Here is a 16088-nt window from a genome sequence, read left to right as displayed (position 1 = left end):
ATTGATAAAACAGAACTAACCATGTGGGGGTTGTAATGAGCATATTTGAACGCTATACCTCAAAGTTTGAAGAATTGAAGGAAGAGGAATTAACGCTTCCGGAATATCTGGAACTCTGCAAAAAAGATCCGCTGACTTATGCCAGCCCTGCAGAACGCATGCTGGCGGCTATCGGCGAGCCGGAACTGCTCGACACGCATAATGACCCCAGGCTCAGCCGGATTTTTTCCAATAAAGTCATCAGGATTTATCCCGCATTCCGCGAGTTTTATGGCATGGAAGACGTCATCGAGCAAATCGTCTCGTTTTTCAGGCATGCGGCGCAGGGCCTGGAAGAAAAGAAACAGATCCTTTATCTGCTCGGCCCGGTCGGCGGCGGTAAATCCTCACTGGCCGAACGGCTTAAATTGTTAATGGAAAAAACGCCTTTTTACGCGATTAAAGGCTCGCCTGTGTTCGAGTCGCCGCTAGGGCTGTTCAATATTGATGAAGATGGCGATATTCTTGAAAAAGATTACGGTATCCCCAGACGCTATCTCAACACGATCATGTCTCCCTGGGCGACCAAACGCCTGCATGAATTCAATGGCGATATCCGCCAATTCAGAGTTGTGCGCATCCGCCCCTCCATCCTGAGGCAAATCGCCGTCACCAAAACCGAACCAGGCGATGAAAACAACCAGGATATTTCGTCGCTGGTGGGCAAAGTCGACATTCGCAAACTGGAAAAATATTCACAGGACGATCCCGATGCCTACAGCTATTCCGGCGGTTTGTGCCGGGCCAACCAGGGCTTGCTCGAGTTTGTCGAAATGTTCAAGGCGCCCATCAAGGTTCTGCATCCGCTGCTGACAGCAACGCAGGAAGGCAACTACAAAGGTACGGAAGGTTTTCCGGCGATACCGTTCCAGGGCATTATTCTCGCGCACTCGAATGAATCGGAATGGCTGGCGTTCCGAAACAACAAAAACAACGAGGCTTTCCTCGATCGTATTTACATCGTCAAAGTGCCTTATTGCCTGCGCGTCTCGGAAGAAATAAAAATCTACGAAAAACTGCTGGAAAACAGCTCACTGCATAATGCGCCGTGCGCGCCCGGCACACTGCAAATGATGGCGCAGTTTGCGGTATTGTCCCGGCTGAAAGAGCCCGAAAACTCCAACATCTTCTCCAAGATGCGGGTCTACAACGGCGAGAATCTGAAGGATACCGATCCTCATGCCAAATCCTATCAGGAGTACCGCGATTATGCCGGCGTCGATGAGGGCATGACCGGCCTGTCCACGCGTTTTGCGTTCAAGATCTTGTCCAAGGTGTTCAACTTCGATAATACCGAAGTCGCGGCCAACCCGGTTCATCTCTTGTATGTCATCGAACAGCAGATCGAGCGTGAGCAATTTCCGGCGGATACTGAAGAAAGGTATCTATCCTATCTTAAAGGCTACCTGACGCAGAAATATATAGAGTTTATCGGCAAGGAAATTCAAACCGCCTATCTGCAGTCGTATTCGGAATACGGGCAAAACATCTTCGATCGGTATGTAACCTATGCCGACTACTGGATACAGGATACCAACTACCGCGATCCCGATACCGGCGAGATGTTCGATCGAAGCGCCTTGAATGACGAGTTGGAAAAAATCGAGAAACCTGCCGGCATCAGTAATCCTAAAGATTTCCGCAATGAAATTGTGAACTTTGTCCTGCGGGCGCGTGCCAAACATGGAGGCAAAAACCCGGCCTGGACCAGCTACGAGAAGTTGCGTACCGTGATTGAAAAGAAAATGTTTTCGACCACTGAAGATCTGCTGCCGGTAATTTCCTTCAATGCCAAGGCATCGCCTGAAGATCAGAAAAAACATGAAGAGTTTATTGATCGCATGGTTGAAAAAGGTTATACAGAGAAACAGGTGCGATTGCTCAGCGAATGGTATTTAAGAGTACGTAAATCGTCTTAAAGCTTGAGGAGAAATTTGTGACTCGAATTGTAGATAGACGCCTGAACGGAAAGAATAAGAGTGCCGTTAACCGGCAGAAATTTATTCGCCGTTTTCGCACCCAGATTAAAAAAGCGGTTGCCGACGCTGTAACCGAGCGTAGCGTGACCGATCTGGATAAGGGTGAGAAGGTTTCTATCCCTGCGCGAGATACCTCCGAACCTTTCTTCCACCACGGCCAGGGCGGTTATCGGGAAATCATCCATCCAGGCAACAAGGAATTCCGCAAAGGCGACAAAATTGAGCGCCCCGAAGGCGGAGCCGGACAAGGAGGCAGTCAAGCCTCTAATACCGGTGAAGGACTGGATGATTTCGTCTTTGAGCTGACCCGTGAAGAATTCATGCAATTCTTCTTTGAAGATCTTGAACTGCCCAATCTGGTCAAGACCAAACTGGCAACCATCCAGGAAACCAAAAAAGTGCGGGCTGGCCATACCAGCGAAGGAAATCCGACCAATATCAATGTCATCCGTTCGCTGCGCGGCGCACTGGGCCGGCGCATCGCTTTGCGCGCGCCGCATCTGAACAGCATCGCAGAAGCCGAAGCCAAACTTGAGGATTTGCTCAAACGCTACAGCGAAACCGATGCGGTGGTTATTGCACTGCGCGAAGAGATCAAGCGGCTCAAGAAAAAAGTCGAGCAGATTCCCTTTATCGACACTTTTGACTTGCGCTATGACAACCGCATAGACAGGCCCAAACCGTCCACGCAAGCGGTTATGTTCTGCGTTATGGATGTCTCGGGCTCCATGGGGCCTGAGGAAAAGGACATGGCAAAACGATTTTTCATGCTGCTGTATCTATTTCTGACCCGCACTTATGAAAAAATCCAGGTTGTCTTTATTTCGCATCACACTGAAGCCAGCGAAGTGGATGAAGAAACCTTCTTTTATTCCAGGGAAACCGGCGGTACAGTAGTATCCAGCGCACTCAATCTGATGAGCAAGATCATTCAGGAGCGTTTCCCGACCTCCGAATGGAATATTTATGCGGCACAAGCCTCGGACGGGGATAACTGGGACAATGATTCAAAAGACTGCACAAAAATACTGTCCGAGCAGATCATGCCTTATATGCAGTATTACGCTTATATCGAGATCACCGAGGACAGGCATCAGAACCTCTGGCATGAGTACCTGACTCTGAAAAGTCAATGGAGCAACTTTGCCATGCAACGTATTGCCGGGGTCGCCGATATTTATCCCGTATTCCGTAAACTTTTTGAAAAGCAAAGCGCATGAACAGAAAGCCACTATCAGAAACATCGGAATGGACATTTGAGCTGATAGAAAAATATCACGCGGAAATAGCCCGAATCGCCAATAACTTCGGCCTGGACACCTACCCTATTCAGCTCGAAATCATTACCGCCGAACAAATGATGGATGCTTATGCCTCGGTCGGCATGCCCATCGGATACAGTCACTGGTCGTTCGGCAAGGAATTCGTCAAAAACGAAAAGCGTTATAAAAGAGGCCAGATGGGGCTGGCTTATGAAATCGTGATTAATTCCAATCCGTGCATTGCTTATCTCATGGAAGAAAACAGCATGACCATGCAGGCATTGGTTATCGCGCATGCTGCTTATGGGCACAATTCTTTTTTTAAAAAGAATTATTTATTCAAGACCTGGACCAGTGCGGATTCCATTATCGACTACCTGCTGTTTGCCAAAAACTATATTGCGGCCTGCGAGGAGCGTTATGGCGAAGAACAGGTTGAGGCCATCCTCGACTCTTGCCATGCCTTGAAAAACTTCGGCGTAGACCGATACAAACGCCCATCCAGATTATCCCTGCAGGAAGAACAGGCCCGTCAGAGAGAGCGCGAAGCCTACCTGCAATCTCAAATTAACGAATTATGGCGCACCATACCCGCCAGGGAAATGCCGCGCCATGACGCTGAAGAAGTACGGTTCCCCGAAGAGCCCCAGGAAAATATCCTTTACTTCATCGAGAAAAATGCGCCGTTCCTGGAGCCCTGGCAGCGTGAAATCATTCGCATCGTACGCAAAATTTCCCAGTATTTTTATCCCCAGCGACAGACTCAGGTGATGAATGAAGGCTGGGCCACTTTTTGGCATTATACGATTCTGAATCAGCTTTATGATGAAGGGTTGGTAACGGATGGTTTCATGATTGAATTTTTGCAATCGCATACCAATGTGGTTTATCAGCCGCCCTTCGACAGCAAGTACTACTCGGGCATTAATCCCTACGCGCTGGGTTTTGCCATGATGAGCGATATCCGCAGAATCTGTGAGAACCCGACGCCTGAAGACAAACACTGGTTTCCGGAAATGGCCGGCAGCGACTGGAATAAAACGCTGCATTTCGCCATGCAGAATTTCAAAGATGAGAGCTTTATCAGCCAGTATCTATCGCCCAAGGTTATTCGCGACCTTAAACTGTTCTCTATTATGGATGACTACAGGGAAAGAGAGATCGAGGTGACTTCCATTCATGATGAACAAGGTTATCAATATATTCGCCAGGCATTGTCGGAACAATACAACCTGGGCAGTAACGAACCCAACATCCAGGTTTATCATGTCGATCGTAAGGGCGATCGTTCGCTGACTTTACGTCATACTCAATACCACCGTATGCCGCTGGCCCAAAGCGCAAATGAAGTGCTAAAGCATGTCGCCAGGCTCTGGGGATTCGATGCCCGGCTTGAAACACTCGCTGAGGATGGTTCGGTACTTGCCACCTTTGAATGTAATCTTTAGTTTTAGCTCCATCCCGCATCAACTTTGGCCAGCCAATGCAATAACCACTGGCTCTACATGTATTTTTAAACGCTTTGTTGCCGCGATGACTCGATCGATCATCAGGATGTGTTTAGGAAGGGCTTTGGCGCGCACTGCCGCGGCCTGAAAGCCCTTGTGATTTTTATGGAAAACTTACGCTCTAAATTTTTGATCGAGGTACATCAAACCTGATCGGAATAGTGACGTTGAGAAAATAATCGGGTGATTCCTCTGTCAACCCAACACCGCCCAATACAGAGAAAAACAGGTTGCGGCCAATGGTTGATGAAGCGCCTGCAGTAAAGGCGCTTGCAACACCATCACTACCAGGTATTTTAACATTGTTAAGCTTGGTTTCCTGAAGAAATGCCTGCTGCAAACCGATGTTTAAAGATGTCTGCGGACTGGCTGCCAAAATTGCGCTAACAGCAAATTCAACTTGATCACCCGGTTCTATGCCTTCTGCCTTTAAAGATGTTTTATAGGCTACTTTTCCGGTGAAAGCCAATGGATCTTGGCGTTTTAGAAAGGTCAGTGATCCGATGAAATCATTAAATCCGATTCCTGTAGGAATACTGTTGTCTGCGATACTGCCAGTCGCCGAATCCCATGTAATTCGACCTATCACATCCGGGAGCCAATCCGTTTCATGCATTAAGGTTTTGGCCAAGCCGATACTGACATCACCAAAAGTTGAGGCGCTGCCGCTTGTCTCACTAGGCAATGCTCCCAATGCTGAGATGGTCTTAGATTCATTTATAAACCGTCCAGGAATACGTGCTTCAAGCTGAGATTCAAAAGGCAAGCCAACCAGTATGTTTGCACCTGCATCGATTTCATCCCGGCGAATGCGTTGATTTCCTACTAGCGTTCCTGCGGTGCTTGTAAGCGAAACAGGCGTATCATCTTCTCTTCGCGTATAGGTAGCAAATGGCTGAATTTCCGCCTGACCAAAGGGTAACAGCAAAGCGCCGGTTTGAACTAATGTACGTTCCAATGCGCGCTGAGCCGCATCTTCATCAATTTCAAAACTACCAGGCGCCGCACTGGCTTGTTGTGTCTTGGCCGGTGCTTTTTGAACTTGCGCCTGAGTTGCAGGCGACTTTGCCAGTGTGGCGGCAGGGCTAGTGCTAGCGGCAGCAGGCCGATTGGCCTCAGGGGCTGCGGCGCGCTGTTCCAAAAGCTGTACTCTACGCTGAAGATCAGCGATCACTTGATCCCGTTCAGCGATTTTTTGGATAAGTTGATCCTGCAGGCTAGAGTCCGATGTTTTATCTGCCGCATACCCCCAACTCGATACCAGCATCCCTGTGCCGATCATCAAGATAAGCCCTGGTGAAATTTTCCAGGGTTGTTGAATGGAGCGTTCCGATGCTTTCATTCGATTATTATTATTTTTAGGGTCCATTATTTACCTAATTATCTTGTCATAACAAACTCGTGTGGCTGAGGCTGCAAGCGATTGGGCGGCTCAGCTCCATCAAGCCTAGTAACTACAAAACCGACCTTGCCTATTTTAGGAAAATCGATTCTCATCTTTTCAAACATATCAACAAGCATTGTCCGGTTTCCCCATGCAGGGTCGGCTAGCAGCACGCGGTTGTCCTGTATCCCACGAAAGATAACAAAATGGTTATAACCCATGACATTTATCGGAACAATGATTGGAGCCTTTTTAATGAGGTCATCGAGCGTGAGTTTACCATAACCGACTCCTTTATAACCATGACCATCCGCATAACGCTTAAGGTCCAGTAACGAGAAACCTTGTCGAATATTGACCAATATTGGATTCTTGATGTATTCATCTCTGTTCATAAGCTCTTTTGCAACCTCCTTTTCTGTTACAAAATCGCCATGCTGATAATTTAATAACGTTGTTAAAGCTGCAGCCCCACAGCTTAGGTCCCATTGTTGTATAACAACATTTTCGTGCCGCATTTCTATAAGCGACTTCACAGAGCGGGCTTCAGAAGCGCCTGAAAAGCTTCCTATCAGACACACCAACAATCCCAGTTTTTTAGCCATTAAACAATCCATATATGACAATGTGATTAATTTTTTAATGCGCTGGCTTATACCAGAGATACTATTTTTTTTAAGGGAAATGAGATTTGAATCAAAACGCTTCAGCATAAATATAAAGATCGATACAGGAACAAACTTGGGGAAAAATTGAATAATAAGCGCTTTTTTATAATTATATTAAAAGCATTTCCATATCTGGTTGGGGTATTTCCATTTTAGCTTTCGGATAGAATTAGGAGAAATTGTTTTCTATACCCAATATTACGCAGTCAATTGGCTCATCCATTATAGGTAATTCAAGCTCGAATTTATTTGGAAAAAGGTTTGCAATACTTTAACGCCCTATTATAAGGTGTAAATACCTGCCTACCTAATTCATGGCTCCCACACCAAGAATGGAAACTATAAGTTATATAACACTAGCCAATATTTTCTTTCTTTATAACTGATGTTACGCCGTTGCAGGATCGAATGGATTCGAGCCGGGACAAACGCCCGTATACCGGCCTAGGCAGTGCGAATACCCGCAAGAGGCACAAGTAAATTCGCACACGGCATCGCATTAAAACAGCACAGAGATCGATTCGTGCGTAACGTCAGTTATGTAACTAAACCAGAGAACTATTGATCCCTGTTTAGCCAATACCATTCCTCGACAACCGGATTGGCACGGCGGCCTTGTTGTTTGAAGGGGTAATTTTTTGCCAGATAAGTCAGTATTTCCCGTTCTGTTTCCGCAGGCAGTTGACGTAATCCTTGGGTATTTTGCATCCAGCGGATCGTTTCCAGCCAACCCTGGCGGGTCGCTCTATTTTGAATGATCAGTTTTGCCGAATGGCAAACAGTACATTCCGTTTTTACCGTTTCAAATCCCTGATCGATGATCAAACCTGTTTCAGCATCTATGTTCTGTTGCGCCATCAATTGCGGCACAGAACATAACAGCAGGAAGCAAATTTTAGCCCTAATGAATAATCTCATGCCTCGCCTGCCTAAATCACTTTAACGGCAATGCGATGACAGGCATTATTCAGATAGCCTTTCGGGTTCCAGCCCGGTACAACCATGGGCTGCATTTGTCCCGCACTATCTGTCGCCCTGACCCAGACCTCATAATAACCCGGCCCGGGAAAATCCAGTTTCGTCCGCCAATGCTGCCAGGCCAACCGGTTTTTAGGCGCTTGCAGGCTGCTGCGCTGCCAGGTCATGCCGAAATCAATCGAAGTATCTACCGCCGATACGCTCAAGTCTCCGGCCCAGGCATGGCCTCGCAAAGGCAGTTTCTGGCCGGCCTTGATCATGGCGCCTGTTTTTGGATACGTGATCAGCGATTTGACCGGCATGGATTCGATAATGCACATATCCTTTTCCATAACCTTCGCCCCCGGCTCGACGGGATGGCATGGCAGTTTATAAGACAACCCGGTCATTTTTGCGCCATCATGGACTTTATTGCGCACGACGATTTTACTGAGCCATTTTCCGGACGTGGAAGCGGGCCAGCCTCCGCAAACCAGCCTCAGCGGATGGCCGTTCATGACGGGCATATCCGCGCCATTCATGGCCCAGGCGATCAGCGTTTCATCTTCCAGCGCCTTGCTCATCGGCACGCCTCTCGATATCGGTTCAAGACCGGATTTGCCGCTGATGTGGGTATCGCGTCCGTAATAGCCTATATAAACCGCATCATCCTTGATGCCTACCGATTCAAGCACATCCCGAAGACGCACGCCGGTCCATTCGGGGCAACCGACAGCACCGACCGTCCACTGCCCTTCAGGGACCGGCGGATTAAACTCGCTTCTGCCATTGCCGGCGCATTCGATCGTTAATTGATAGGTATAATGCTTGAATTTCCTTTTCAAATCTTCAAGGCTGAACCGGGCGTGGGATTTGACGGATTCGCCTTCGATGCGCAGTGTCCAGGCGCCTGGATCAATGTTCTCAGGGGGAATGCCGTTATTGCGGATGAATAACCTATCGGCCGGCGTGATTAAATCATCCAGTAGATGGGCCGGCGTTTCCGCATTGACAGGCCTGTCGTTTATCACGATCAGGCCGGGATGTTTGCCGGCAATGCGGAAAGGCTCATCGGTATCGGCGAAAGCGGCCGCTATCAGTCCGCCGGGCATGTTACTGGAAAAAGGGATATTGGCGCCCAATGCCGCACTCATAGCCCACAATCCGCTTTTCTTCAGGAACCCTCTTCGGGTAATGGGATGGACTTCCCTTCCCCAAATTAATTGATCAGCTTTTTCCGGATTTTCTTTATACAGTTCATGAATACCTTTCGAGACGTTATGATTTCTCATGACTGATCCTTCCAGCCTGCTAAACGAAGCTGGAGTTAATTCTTGTATACGGGCATTGTTACCCTTTCCCGAGCAAGGGAAAATAAGTCCCAATACCTACATTCCTTAAGCCAATGAGCAGGTATCAGCGTCTATGGTTGCTTTGCCAGATAGAAACCAACACCCAGAAAAATCCCAGAGTCGCACATATAAAGCCGAGAAACGCGAAGGCCTGAATACCGAATATGTAAGGGCCTCTTTCTATCGTCGTGATAATGGAGGAGCCGATAATCAGCGCGGCGGTTATAATGCCCATGGTTAACCGGCTCATGGCATTATCGTTCTTATTGACGTAATAATCGAAATGTTTGATGTTGATATCGACCTGGAAAGAGCCTTTGCGCGAAGCATGCAGCAGTTTGCGCATATCTTTCGGCAAGTTGGATACCATATCGGCAAAACTGACCAGATTCCGCCAGCCGCGCCTGGTGATGGCTTCCGGCCTGTAGCGGTCCATCATGATTTCCTGAAGATAGGGCGCCGCGAAAACCAGCGTATTGAACTCGGGATTAAGGTGTCTGCCGAGGCCGTCCAGCGTAATATAAGCCTTGATCAGCAGGGCTAGATCCGCCGGCAGAATCAGGTTATGATCCCTTAGCAACGCCATCAGGTCGGTCATCATGTCCGTGAGGCTCAGATCCTTGACCGCAAGCGAACTGTACTGATCGACAAACGCTTCTATCTCCACGGTAAGCGCCTGTTCATCCACCGTCGGATTGTCCGACCAGTCTTCAAGGATCTCAACCACCCTGGCAGGCGCATGGTTGACCATGCCGTACAACAGACTGACCACCTGCTCCCGGCGCTCTTCGGTTAAACGGCCGATCATGCCGAAATCGATGAAGGCCAGTTTATTGTCGCGCAGGTAAAACACATTGCCGGGATGCGGGTCGGCATGAAAAAAGCCGTCTTCCATGATCATTTGCATGACGGCCTTCGCGCCGCGATCAGCCAGCAGTTTTCTGTCAAGTCCGTCTCTCTCCAGGGACTCCAGATCCCTGCCGGGTATGCCTTCAATGTATTCCTGGACGTTCAGTCTCTCACAGGTCCACTGCCAATAAACCTTGGGAATCCTGATATTCGGATCGTTGCTTAAATTGAGAGCGACCTGTTCCGAATTTCTGCCCTCGCTGGCAAGATCGAGTTCCCGGCGCAAGGACTGGTTGAACTGACGCAGGATATTTCGCGGATGAAAACGCCGAAGCTCCGGCTCTTCGGACTCGGCAATATCCACAATGCGTTGCAAAAGCCGCAAATCGGCTTCGATGATTTTGCGCAAACCGGGCCGGCGGACCTTTAAAATAACCGGGGTTCCATCCTTGAGGAGGGCTTTATGAACCTGTGCTATGGATGCGGCTGCCAGCGGTTGCCTGTCGACATAGGCAAAAGCCTCGTCAATGCCGCCTCCGATATCTTCTTCAATCTGCGGCAGCAATTCTTCAAATGGGATGGGAGGCGCCTGATCCTGAAGCTTCTCAAATTCTGCGATGTAAGCGGGCGGAAATACGTCGACACGGGTAGCCATAATCTGCCCCAGCTTGATATACGTGGGTCCCAAATCCTCGAGCACGCGCCTGATGCGTTGCGGCGTATCAAGCCTGACATATTCTTCCACATGCTGCCAACGCAGCACTCTTCCGGCTTTCTCCAGCGCCTGCCCCATGCCCAGGACGCGCACAAAGCTGCCGAATCCATAACGTATCAGTATGGTTGCTATATCCTGAGCGCGCCCCAGATCCCTGGCCGCGCTTAACATTTGCCATAGCATGCGCCGGCTTTATTTTTTGGCTTGCGATGAACGCAGACTTTCGGCGATGCCTGCCAAAATGCCGCCGCCAATCTCGGCTAATGCGGAAGTTGCCGCCATCGCGCTCGATATAAGCGTGCCTGTACTGAACTTCGGCAAATCCTTCAGCGCGTCCATGGCGATGGAGGCCTGCTCGCCGACCGCCGTTCCGCTTTGTCGCGCGTGCGTCGTAAAATCATTGACGATGTCGGCGACGATTTGATTACTGTCTTTGGCAATTTTCTTCACCGTATCCAGAAACATCGTTTCCAGTTGCTGTATATCGTCAGCGGCCTTGTTAAAATCATAATGAGAATAGTCGCTAACTTTGGAAGCCGCTTCCTGAATAGCCAGTTTCGAGGCTTCCGCAGCTTTCGCCAAAGCATCATCCAAGGCCGAGACGGCCTGCGTGAAAGCCTCTCTGGAGTGTCCGCCCTGACTTCCTATGGCATCGCCAATGCCTTTAGCGACAGCATCAGCCACTTTGGTGATATTATCCATATCCAGTTGCCGTGCCGTCAGCGCTTTCAGGGTAATATCCTTAACCCGCTGATAAATATCGGAACCCGAATCGACCGCGTCACGGACTGCCTCTTGTACATCTTCTTGCTGATTGAATTCAGTCATAGCCGTTCTCCAAACGCCTGTAAAATTAAAATACCCTTTTATTTTTTAGAAAGTGAAGACGCGCTAGGGTTCATAGTGATGTAAATACAACTCATGCAGGCTTCTATCCCTGCCCATCGGAAAAAACACCTACTCCAGTTCTATCCCGCCCTTGATATTGTAAGTCAGGTCTATGGCAGGAATATTAAGCGTCATCGAGACATCGAGCGTCTCTGAGCCATCCAATTTTCCGGCTTGAATCGCCTGGGCGACGGCATGCTCAATTTCCCGCTGCGATGATACGCCGACTTTCTTGAGATATTTCCTGATTTCCATATTAAAAGTATCTTCGTTCATTTCGACCTCCGTGGATCAAACTGCGAAATTATGTACTTCGTTGACGGATTACCCTGCAAGCCGCGTTTAATCGTATTTGATATATTTGAATCGCGGATCGTCAGGCGTGCCTTGCAGAGCACCGCCTTCCTTGCCCGGCTGCCAACCTATCACTTCCTCGATCTTTCTGGCCAGTTCAAAATCCTTATTGGTAATACCTTTAGCTTCATGATTCATTAATTTAACGATCACAAAAGCATAGGAAACGCTGAGATCGGGATGATGAAAAGCCGCCTCGGCCAGATGCCCGATAGTATTCACAACCATCAACGTCGCTTTCCAGCCGCTGGTTTTGTATTTGCGGCGAATCCAGCCGTTTTCAAGATACCAATGCGGCAACTCTTCTTTCAGTCGCGCTTCTACTTCGGCATCGGAATAAGTTTCTTCTTGTTTGCGTTCTCTCCAGCCCATGTCAGTCTCCTCTCTCTATTTGATTATCAACTGATATTACGCCGTTGTAAGGTCGAATTAATTCGACGCAGGACAACCGGGATATACAGGCAATGCGAATACCGTAAAGGGCACAAGTGAATTCGCATCTACACGGCATACTAAAACAGCACATAGTCGATTCATGCGTAACATCAGTTATTGATTTCAGGTTATAAACCAAAGTTAAAAAACAAACCAGCAATTAAATCCGGAGAACTATCGGGCCAAGCAAACCGCAGAATCATTTGAGTGATTTTTACCTATTTTCGTTGCATTAACAAAAACCTAGGTAATCGGCCCAATTGCACCATTTTGATCTATCAGAAACAATAGCGTCCGTTCAATGTTAACTTTAGCAAAAAACAAGTTAACTTCAGTTTAAGCAATAAAGGACGGCTTTATGTTTAATAATAAACTGATAAATTCCATCAACTTAATGATCAGCATCAGCACGCTGATGCTGCATTTTCTGATCAAAGAACTATCTTCATCTTTAAAACATACCAAAATTCGACCTCTTAACCGCCTGCCCTTGCCCGAGAAGCAGGATGAAGGCGTATAGAACAGGTCTTTTCCTGAAATAATCAGGCTGCCTGCCTGATACCGAGATTCCGATGAGGCTAAGAAGCAAATCTTAAGCCTCATTGACCTTCCGCCCCTCCTGGACCTTCCGTTTCCGGCTCAAGCTGACTGGCTCCGCAACCTTTCTGATAAAAAATAAGCGACGGCGGGAACGGAACAACATCTATATTTAATGTTGTTTCTTCTTGAAACGCATCGATGGGAACCGTCACAGCACTCCGGAAATTTTTAGTCAATTGTGTGGCCAGTTTCCGCTGCGCATCATCCTCTCCCAGAGAAAAAGGGTCTTCGGCGAGATTAGTAGCCTGAACAGCTTCATCCAAAGCATTGATTGAGAAAGTCTGTATTTTATTTTCGAAGTCAGCGAAGACTTTCGGACCTTTCTCGCGCTTGATACGTTCTATGTCGTCGGCATCTGCATAGACCAGGAACACGCCTTTAACGCCTTGAAAATCATTTTTGCAGATACCACCGTCCATGATTCTGACCAGTTTCAGGGTTTTATCGTCTTTGACGATCGTAAGCGGCGGATTTTGGCCGGACATATCAACCGTGCTTTCAGGCACGGCGGGTGTTTCGGTGGTTGCAGGCGTCTCGCCCTCTTTCTCCTCTTTGACTTCTTTAGTTGCACATGCGGCCAGCATAATAAATAGCATACCTGTCAAAATTTTTACGCTTGCCTTCATTATTTCTCCTTTTGTTATTGTTAGAGGCGACGAGTAATCCATCATATTATAATATTTAAGAAACATTTAAGATAAAGTATAGATGAGCTATTTAATCAAATAACTTTGATAAATTGATTGGCTTTTTTAGAGCGTTAACCTGCCGTCACGATAATCGCGAAAAGCCTGTTCAATTTCTTCATGCGTATTCATGACAAAAGGGCCGGATTGAACGACAGGTTCCCCGATCGGACTGCCAGCCAATACTAAGAACCGGCAATCGTAACCGCGCGTCTTCAATTCAATATCGGTGCCCGGCGTCAGCAAGCCAAGTTGACCTTCTGTCAACGAATTGTCCGAGTCGCCGACATTAAGGTCACCCTCATAAACATAGATCAGGACAGTCTGCTGTTCATCCACAGGAATATGAATATCTTGACCTTCAGTCAGCAGGATGTCGAAATAAAGCGGCCTGGTGGCAACACCCGTTACCGGCCCTGTCGCCTTTCCAGAATCCGATGTAAATTCCCCGGCGATCACTTTGACATAGGCGCCATCGGCAAGCGGCACGACCGGAATCATGTCAGCGCCGAATTCCTGGTAGTGCGGCGGTTTCATCTTTTCGCTGGCCGGGAGGTTAATCCATAACTGAAAGCCGTGCAGACGGCCCTGTTCCTGCTCGGGCATTTCAGAATGGATAACGCCATGAGCCGCCGTCATCCACTGTACCGAACCGGGCTTCAAATGGCCCTCATTACCCATGTGATCGCGATGGCGCATCGCGCCTGCCAGCATATACGTGACCGTCTCAAAGCCCCGGTGCGGATGTTCGGGAAAGCCGCCGATATAATCGTCAGGATTATCGGTGCAAAATTCATCCAGCAGGATGAACGGATCGAGCAGATCCTGCCGTCTACGGCTTATGCAGCGCTTGAGCTTGACGCCGCTGCCGTCGGATGTGCCGAATGCGGTAATAATATCTGCAAGTTTTCGCGTCTTTTTTGTCATGGCATTGGCCTTTTCAGTCATTACCGGTCTGAGGGCAATTCTTCCAGGGATTGCCGCTGTTTACGCGTAGACTGTGGGCCTCAACTTTTGTTCCGGCAGCCGGCCAACCATGATCAGCTCTGAAATGTCCACAGCAAAGCGCCCCAGAGTATAAAAATGGCGCCGCCCGCTTTACAGATGACGGCCGACTCGACAGGCAGCCATTTCTCGGCAATAACCAGCAGGGTAATCAGCGCCATGGCAGGCAGATTCATAATCCCGACGGCGAACATGATCAGCATCTGCGCCCAGCAGCAACCCAGGCAGGTTGCCCCATGCCTGAGGCCCATGATCAGGGCGCCCAAAACGCCTTCACGCCATTCATTCAACAGAAAACCCATCGGTGACTTGCAATGCGTCAGACAGGCGTTTTTTATCGGCATAAATTGATAGATACCGGCCAGAAACAAAACGCCGACCGCCAGTACGGTGCTTTGATTGTCCATCATCGGCGACAGCCAGGACCAGCCATGAAACTGCCACTGCATCAGTGTCAGGACGCTGCTGAACAGGAACCAAATCATCAAATAGGCCAAAGTAAACAGATAACTGAGCCGATAGTGCTTTGCCATACGCTGCCGGCAAACACGATGAAAAGCCAGGATCATGGGGATGGCGGACGGCAGCATCATAGCCGCCATCATGACCGCCCACATGCTGTAAACCAGCGCGAAGTCCGCAACACGCCAGGCCGCCGTATCGGAGGGCGGCATCCACATCTGCGACATCGGCAGTGAGACCATCTGCCAGTGCTGATAGAAGAGCCAGCCCCAAGCGACAAGAATCATCGCCAGTAAAGCCGCCAGAATAGGTATTTGCGCTTTAAACAAACTGTTAAGGTGTGTAGGTAAATGCCGAGAAATAGCCGTTGCGCTCGGAAAACGTCCAGTCCTTGTCATAATCCTGATAACGATAATGCTTTGACCGGCTGACAATGGACGGATGGCTCGTCACCACGCACAAAGGCGGATTGTTGATCGTTGCCGGCCCGCCGGATATGCCCGCGATGCTTTCAATCTCGGCCTGGGCGATGCCGGGAATGGTCAGCTGCCGGCTGACGCCCTGCCCCTGATAATCGATTTTCACTTTTTTGACGCCCAGCATCTCGCCGACAAAGCTGGTCAGAACAGCCGGGTGACCGCCCCTCTGGCCGCTGAAAATCTGCACGATTGCATCAAACTGACTGTCGCTTGCGCGCTCATCGACATACAAAGCCGCCTGCCAGCCGCCGTCTATCATCAGTCCCGGCGCATAGCAGGCCAGCGCGACATTCAACCCATCCAACGATTGCCCGTCCAGATGCCCTTGGTCGATATGCCAGGCCACCAGCAGCTTGCAATCGCCCTCGCTGGGCGGTTGCAGCCAGACACAGGGACACGAGGTTTTACAGTTGCAGGTTTCGAAATAATCGCCTTGCAGGGACCAGTTCTTCGTTTGCGGCATAAC

At 48.9% G+C, this 16088-nt stretch carries 16 protein-coding genes; 4 read left to right on the top strand and 12 right to left on the bottom strand.

Annotation, left to right across the window (positions count from 1 at the left end; all coding sequences use genetic code 11):
• The first annotated feature begins 35 nt into the window (after window positions 1-35).
• From V2P20_RS16545 to V2P20_RS16535, 3 genes are read left to right on the top strand one after another with little or no spacing between them, the layout of a single operon-like run.
• Window positions 36-1958 (top strand): PrkA family serine protein kinase, encoded by a 1923-nt coding sequence (locus V2P20_RS16545; protein ID WP_331820238.1) that lies wholly within the window; start codon window positions 36-38, stop codon window positions 1956-1958.
• A 17-nt stretch (window positions 1959-1975) separates the two neighbouring features.
• Window positions 1976-3238, top strand: coding sequence for a YeaH/YhbH family protein (locus V2P20_RS16540; protein WP_331820236.1), 1263 nt, complete (start codon window positions 1976-1978; stop codon window positions 3236-3238).
• Window positions 3235-4728, top strand: coding sequence for a SpoVR family protein (locus tag V2P20_RS16535; RefSeq protein WP_331820234.1), 1494 nt, complete (start codon window positions 3235-3237; stop codon window positions 4726-4728). The genes V2P20_RS16540 and V2P20_RS16535 overlap by 4 nt, the downstream gene beginning before the upstream one ends.
• A gap of 181 nt (window positions 4729-4909) precedes the next feature.
• Here the strand turns inward: V2P20_RS16535 and V2P20_RS16530 are convergent, their stop codons facing one another.
• From V2P20_RS16530 to V2P20_RS16495, 8 genes are all read right to left on the bottom strand, one after another.
• The gene (locus tag V2P20_RS16530) at window positions 4910-6157 is read right to left on the bottom strand and encodes a hypothetical protein (RefSeq protein WP_331820233.1); all 1248 of its coding nucleotides are present in this window, start codon (window positions 6155-6157) and stop codon (window positions 4910-4912) included.
• A gap of 11 nt (window positions 6158-6168) precedes the next feature.
• Window positions 6169-6777 (bottom strand): C39 family peptidase, encoded by a 609-nt coding sequence (locus tag V2P20_RS16525; protein ID WP_331820231.1) that lies wholly within the window; start codon window positions 6775-6777, stop codon window positions 6169-6171.
• A 621-nt stretch (window positions 6778-7398) separates the two neighbouring features.
• On the bottom strand, window positions 7399-7758 hold the full coding sequence (locus V2P20_RS16520; RefSeq protein WP_331820229.1) for a hypothetical protein: 360 nt from the start codon (window positions 7756-7758) through the stop codon (window positions 7399-7401).
• An 11-nt stretch (window positions 7759-7769) separates the two neighbouring features.
• Window positions 7770-9089 (bottom strand): sulfite oxidase, encoded by a 1320-nt coding sequence (locus V2P20_RS16515; RefSeq protein WP_331820227.1) that lies wholly within the window; start codon window positions 9087-9089, stop codon window positions 7770-7772.
• 124 nt (window positions 9090-9213) lie between these two features.
• Window positions 9214-10896 carry an AarF/UbiB family protein gene (locus tag V2P20_RS16510; protein ID WP_331820225.1) on the bottom strand — a complete coding sequence of 561 codons (1683 nt, stop codon included), beginning with the start codon at window positions 10894-10896 and terminating at the stop codon, window positions 9214-9216.
• A gap of 9 nt (window positions 10897-10905) precedes the next feature.
• Window positions 10906-11541: a DUF6781 family protein gene (locus V2P20_RS16505; RefSeq protein ID WP_331820223.1), complete on the bottom strand. Its 636-nt coding sequence runs from the start codon at window positions 11539-11541 to the stop codon at window positions 10906-10908.
• 129 nt (window positions 11542-11670) lie between these two features.
• Complete coding sequence (locus V2P20_RS16500; protein ID WP_194968908.1) at window positions 11671-11877, bottom strand: DUF6494 family protein; 207 nt, start codon at window positions 11875-11877, stop codon at window positions 11671-11673.
• Between the two features lie 66 nt (window positions 11878-11943).
• Window positions 11944-12327, bottom strand: coding sequence for a 4a-hydroxytetrahydrobiopterin dehydratase (locus V2P20_RS16495; protein ID WP_194968909.1), 384 nt, complete (start codon window positions 12325-12327; stop codon window positions 11944-11946).
• 421 nt (window positions 12328-12748) lie between these two features.
• On the opposite strand from V2P20_RS16495, the gene V2P20_RS16490 reads away from it, so the two are divergent.
• Complete coding sequence (locus tag V2P20_RS16490) at window positions 12749-12910, top strand: hypothetical protein (RefSeq protein ID WP_331820220.1); 162 nt, start codon at window positions 12749-12751, stop codon at window positions 12908-12910.
• A gap of 79 nt (window positions 12911-12989) precedes the next feature.
• Here V2P20_RS16490 and V2P20_RS16485 read toward each other — a convergent pair whose 3' ends face one another.
• The 4 genes from V2P20_RS16485 to V2P20_RS16470 all read right to left on the bottom strand — a co-directional run bounded on the left by V2P20_RS16485 (window position 12990) and on the right by V2P20_RS16470 (window position 16085).
• On the bottom strand, window positions 12990-13616 hold the full coding sequence (locus tag V2P20_RS16485; protein ID WP_331820218.1) for a hypothetical protein: 627 nt from the start codon (window positions 13614-13616) through the stop codon (window positions 12990-12992).
• A gap of 126 nt (window positions 13617-13742) precedes the next feature.
• Window positions 13743-14603 carry a pirin family protein gene (locus V2P20_RS16480; RefSeq protein WP_331820216.1) on the bottom strand — a complete coding sequence of 287 codons (861 nt, stop codon included), beginning with the start codon at window positions 14601-14603 and terminating at the stop codon, window positions 13743-13745.
• Window positions 14604-14716: 113 nt separating this feature from the next.
• The gene (locus V2P20_RS16475; RefSeq protein WP_331820214.1) at window positions 14717-15472 is read right to left on the bottom strand and encodes a DUF2182 domain-containing protein; all 756 of its coding nucleotides are present in this window, start codon (window positions 15470-15472) and stop codon (window positions 14717-14719) included.
• A 4-nt stretch (window positions 15473-15476) separates the two neighbouring features.
• Window positions 15477-16085, bottom strand: a complete 609-nt coding sequence (locus tag V2P20_RS16470) for a DUF1326 domain-containing protein (protein WP_331820212.1) — start codon at window positions 16083-16085, stop codon at window positions 15477-15479.
• Window positions 16086-16088: the final 3 nt, after the last annotated feature.

The sequence above is a fragment of the Methylobacter sp. Wu1 genome, assembly GCF_036553575.1.
In the GTDB taxonomy this organism is placed as follows: Bacteria; Pseudomonadota; Gammaproteobacteria; order Methylococcales; family Methylomonadaceae; genus Methylobacter.
This window is presented reverse-complemented; position numbering and strand designations above follow the sequence as displayed.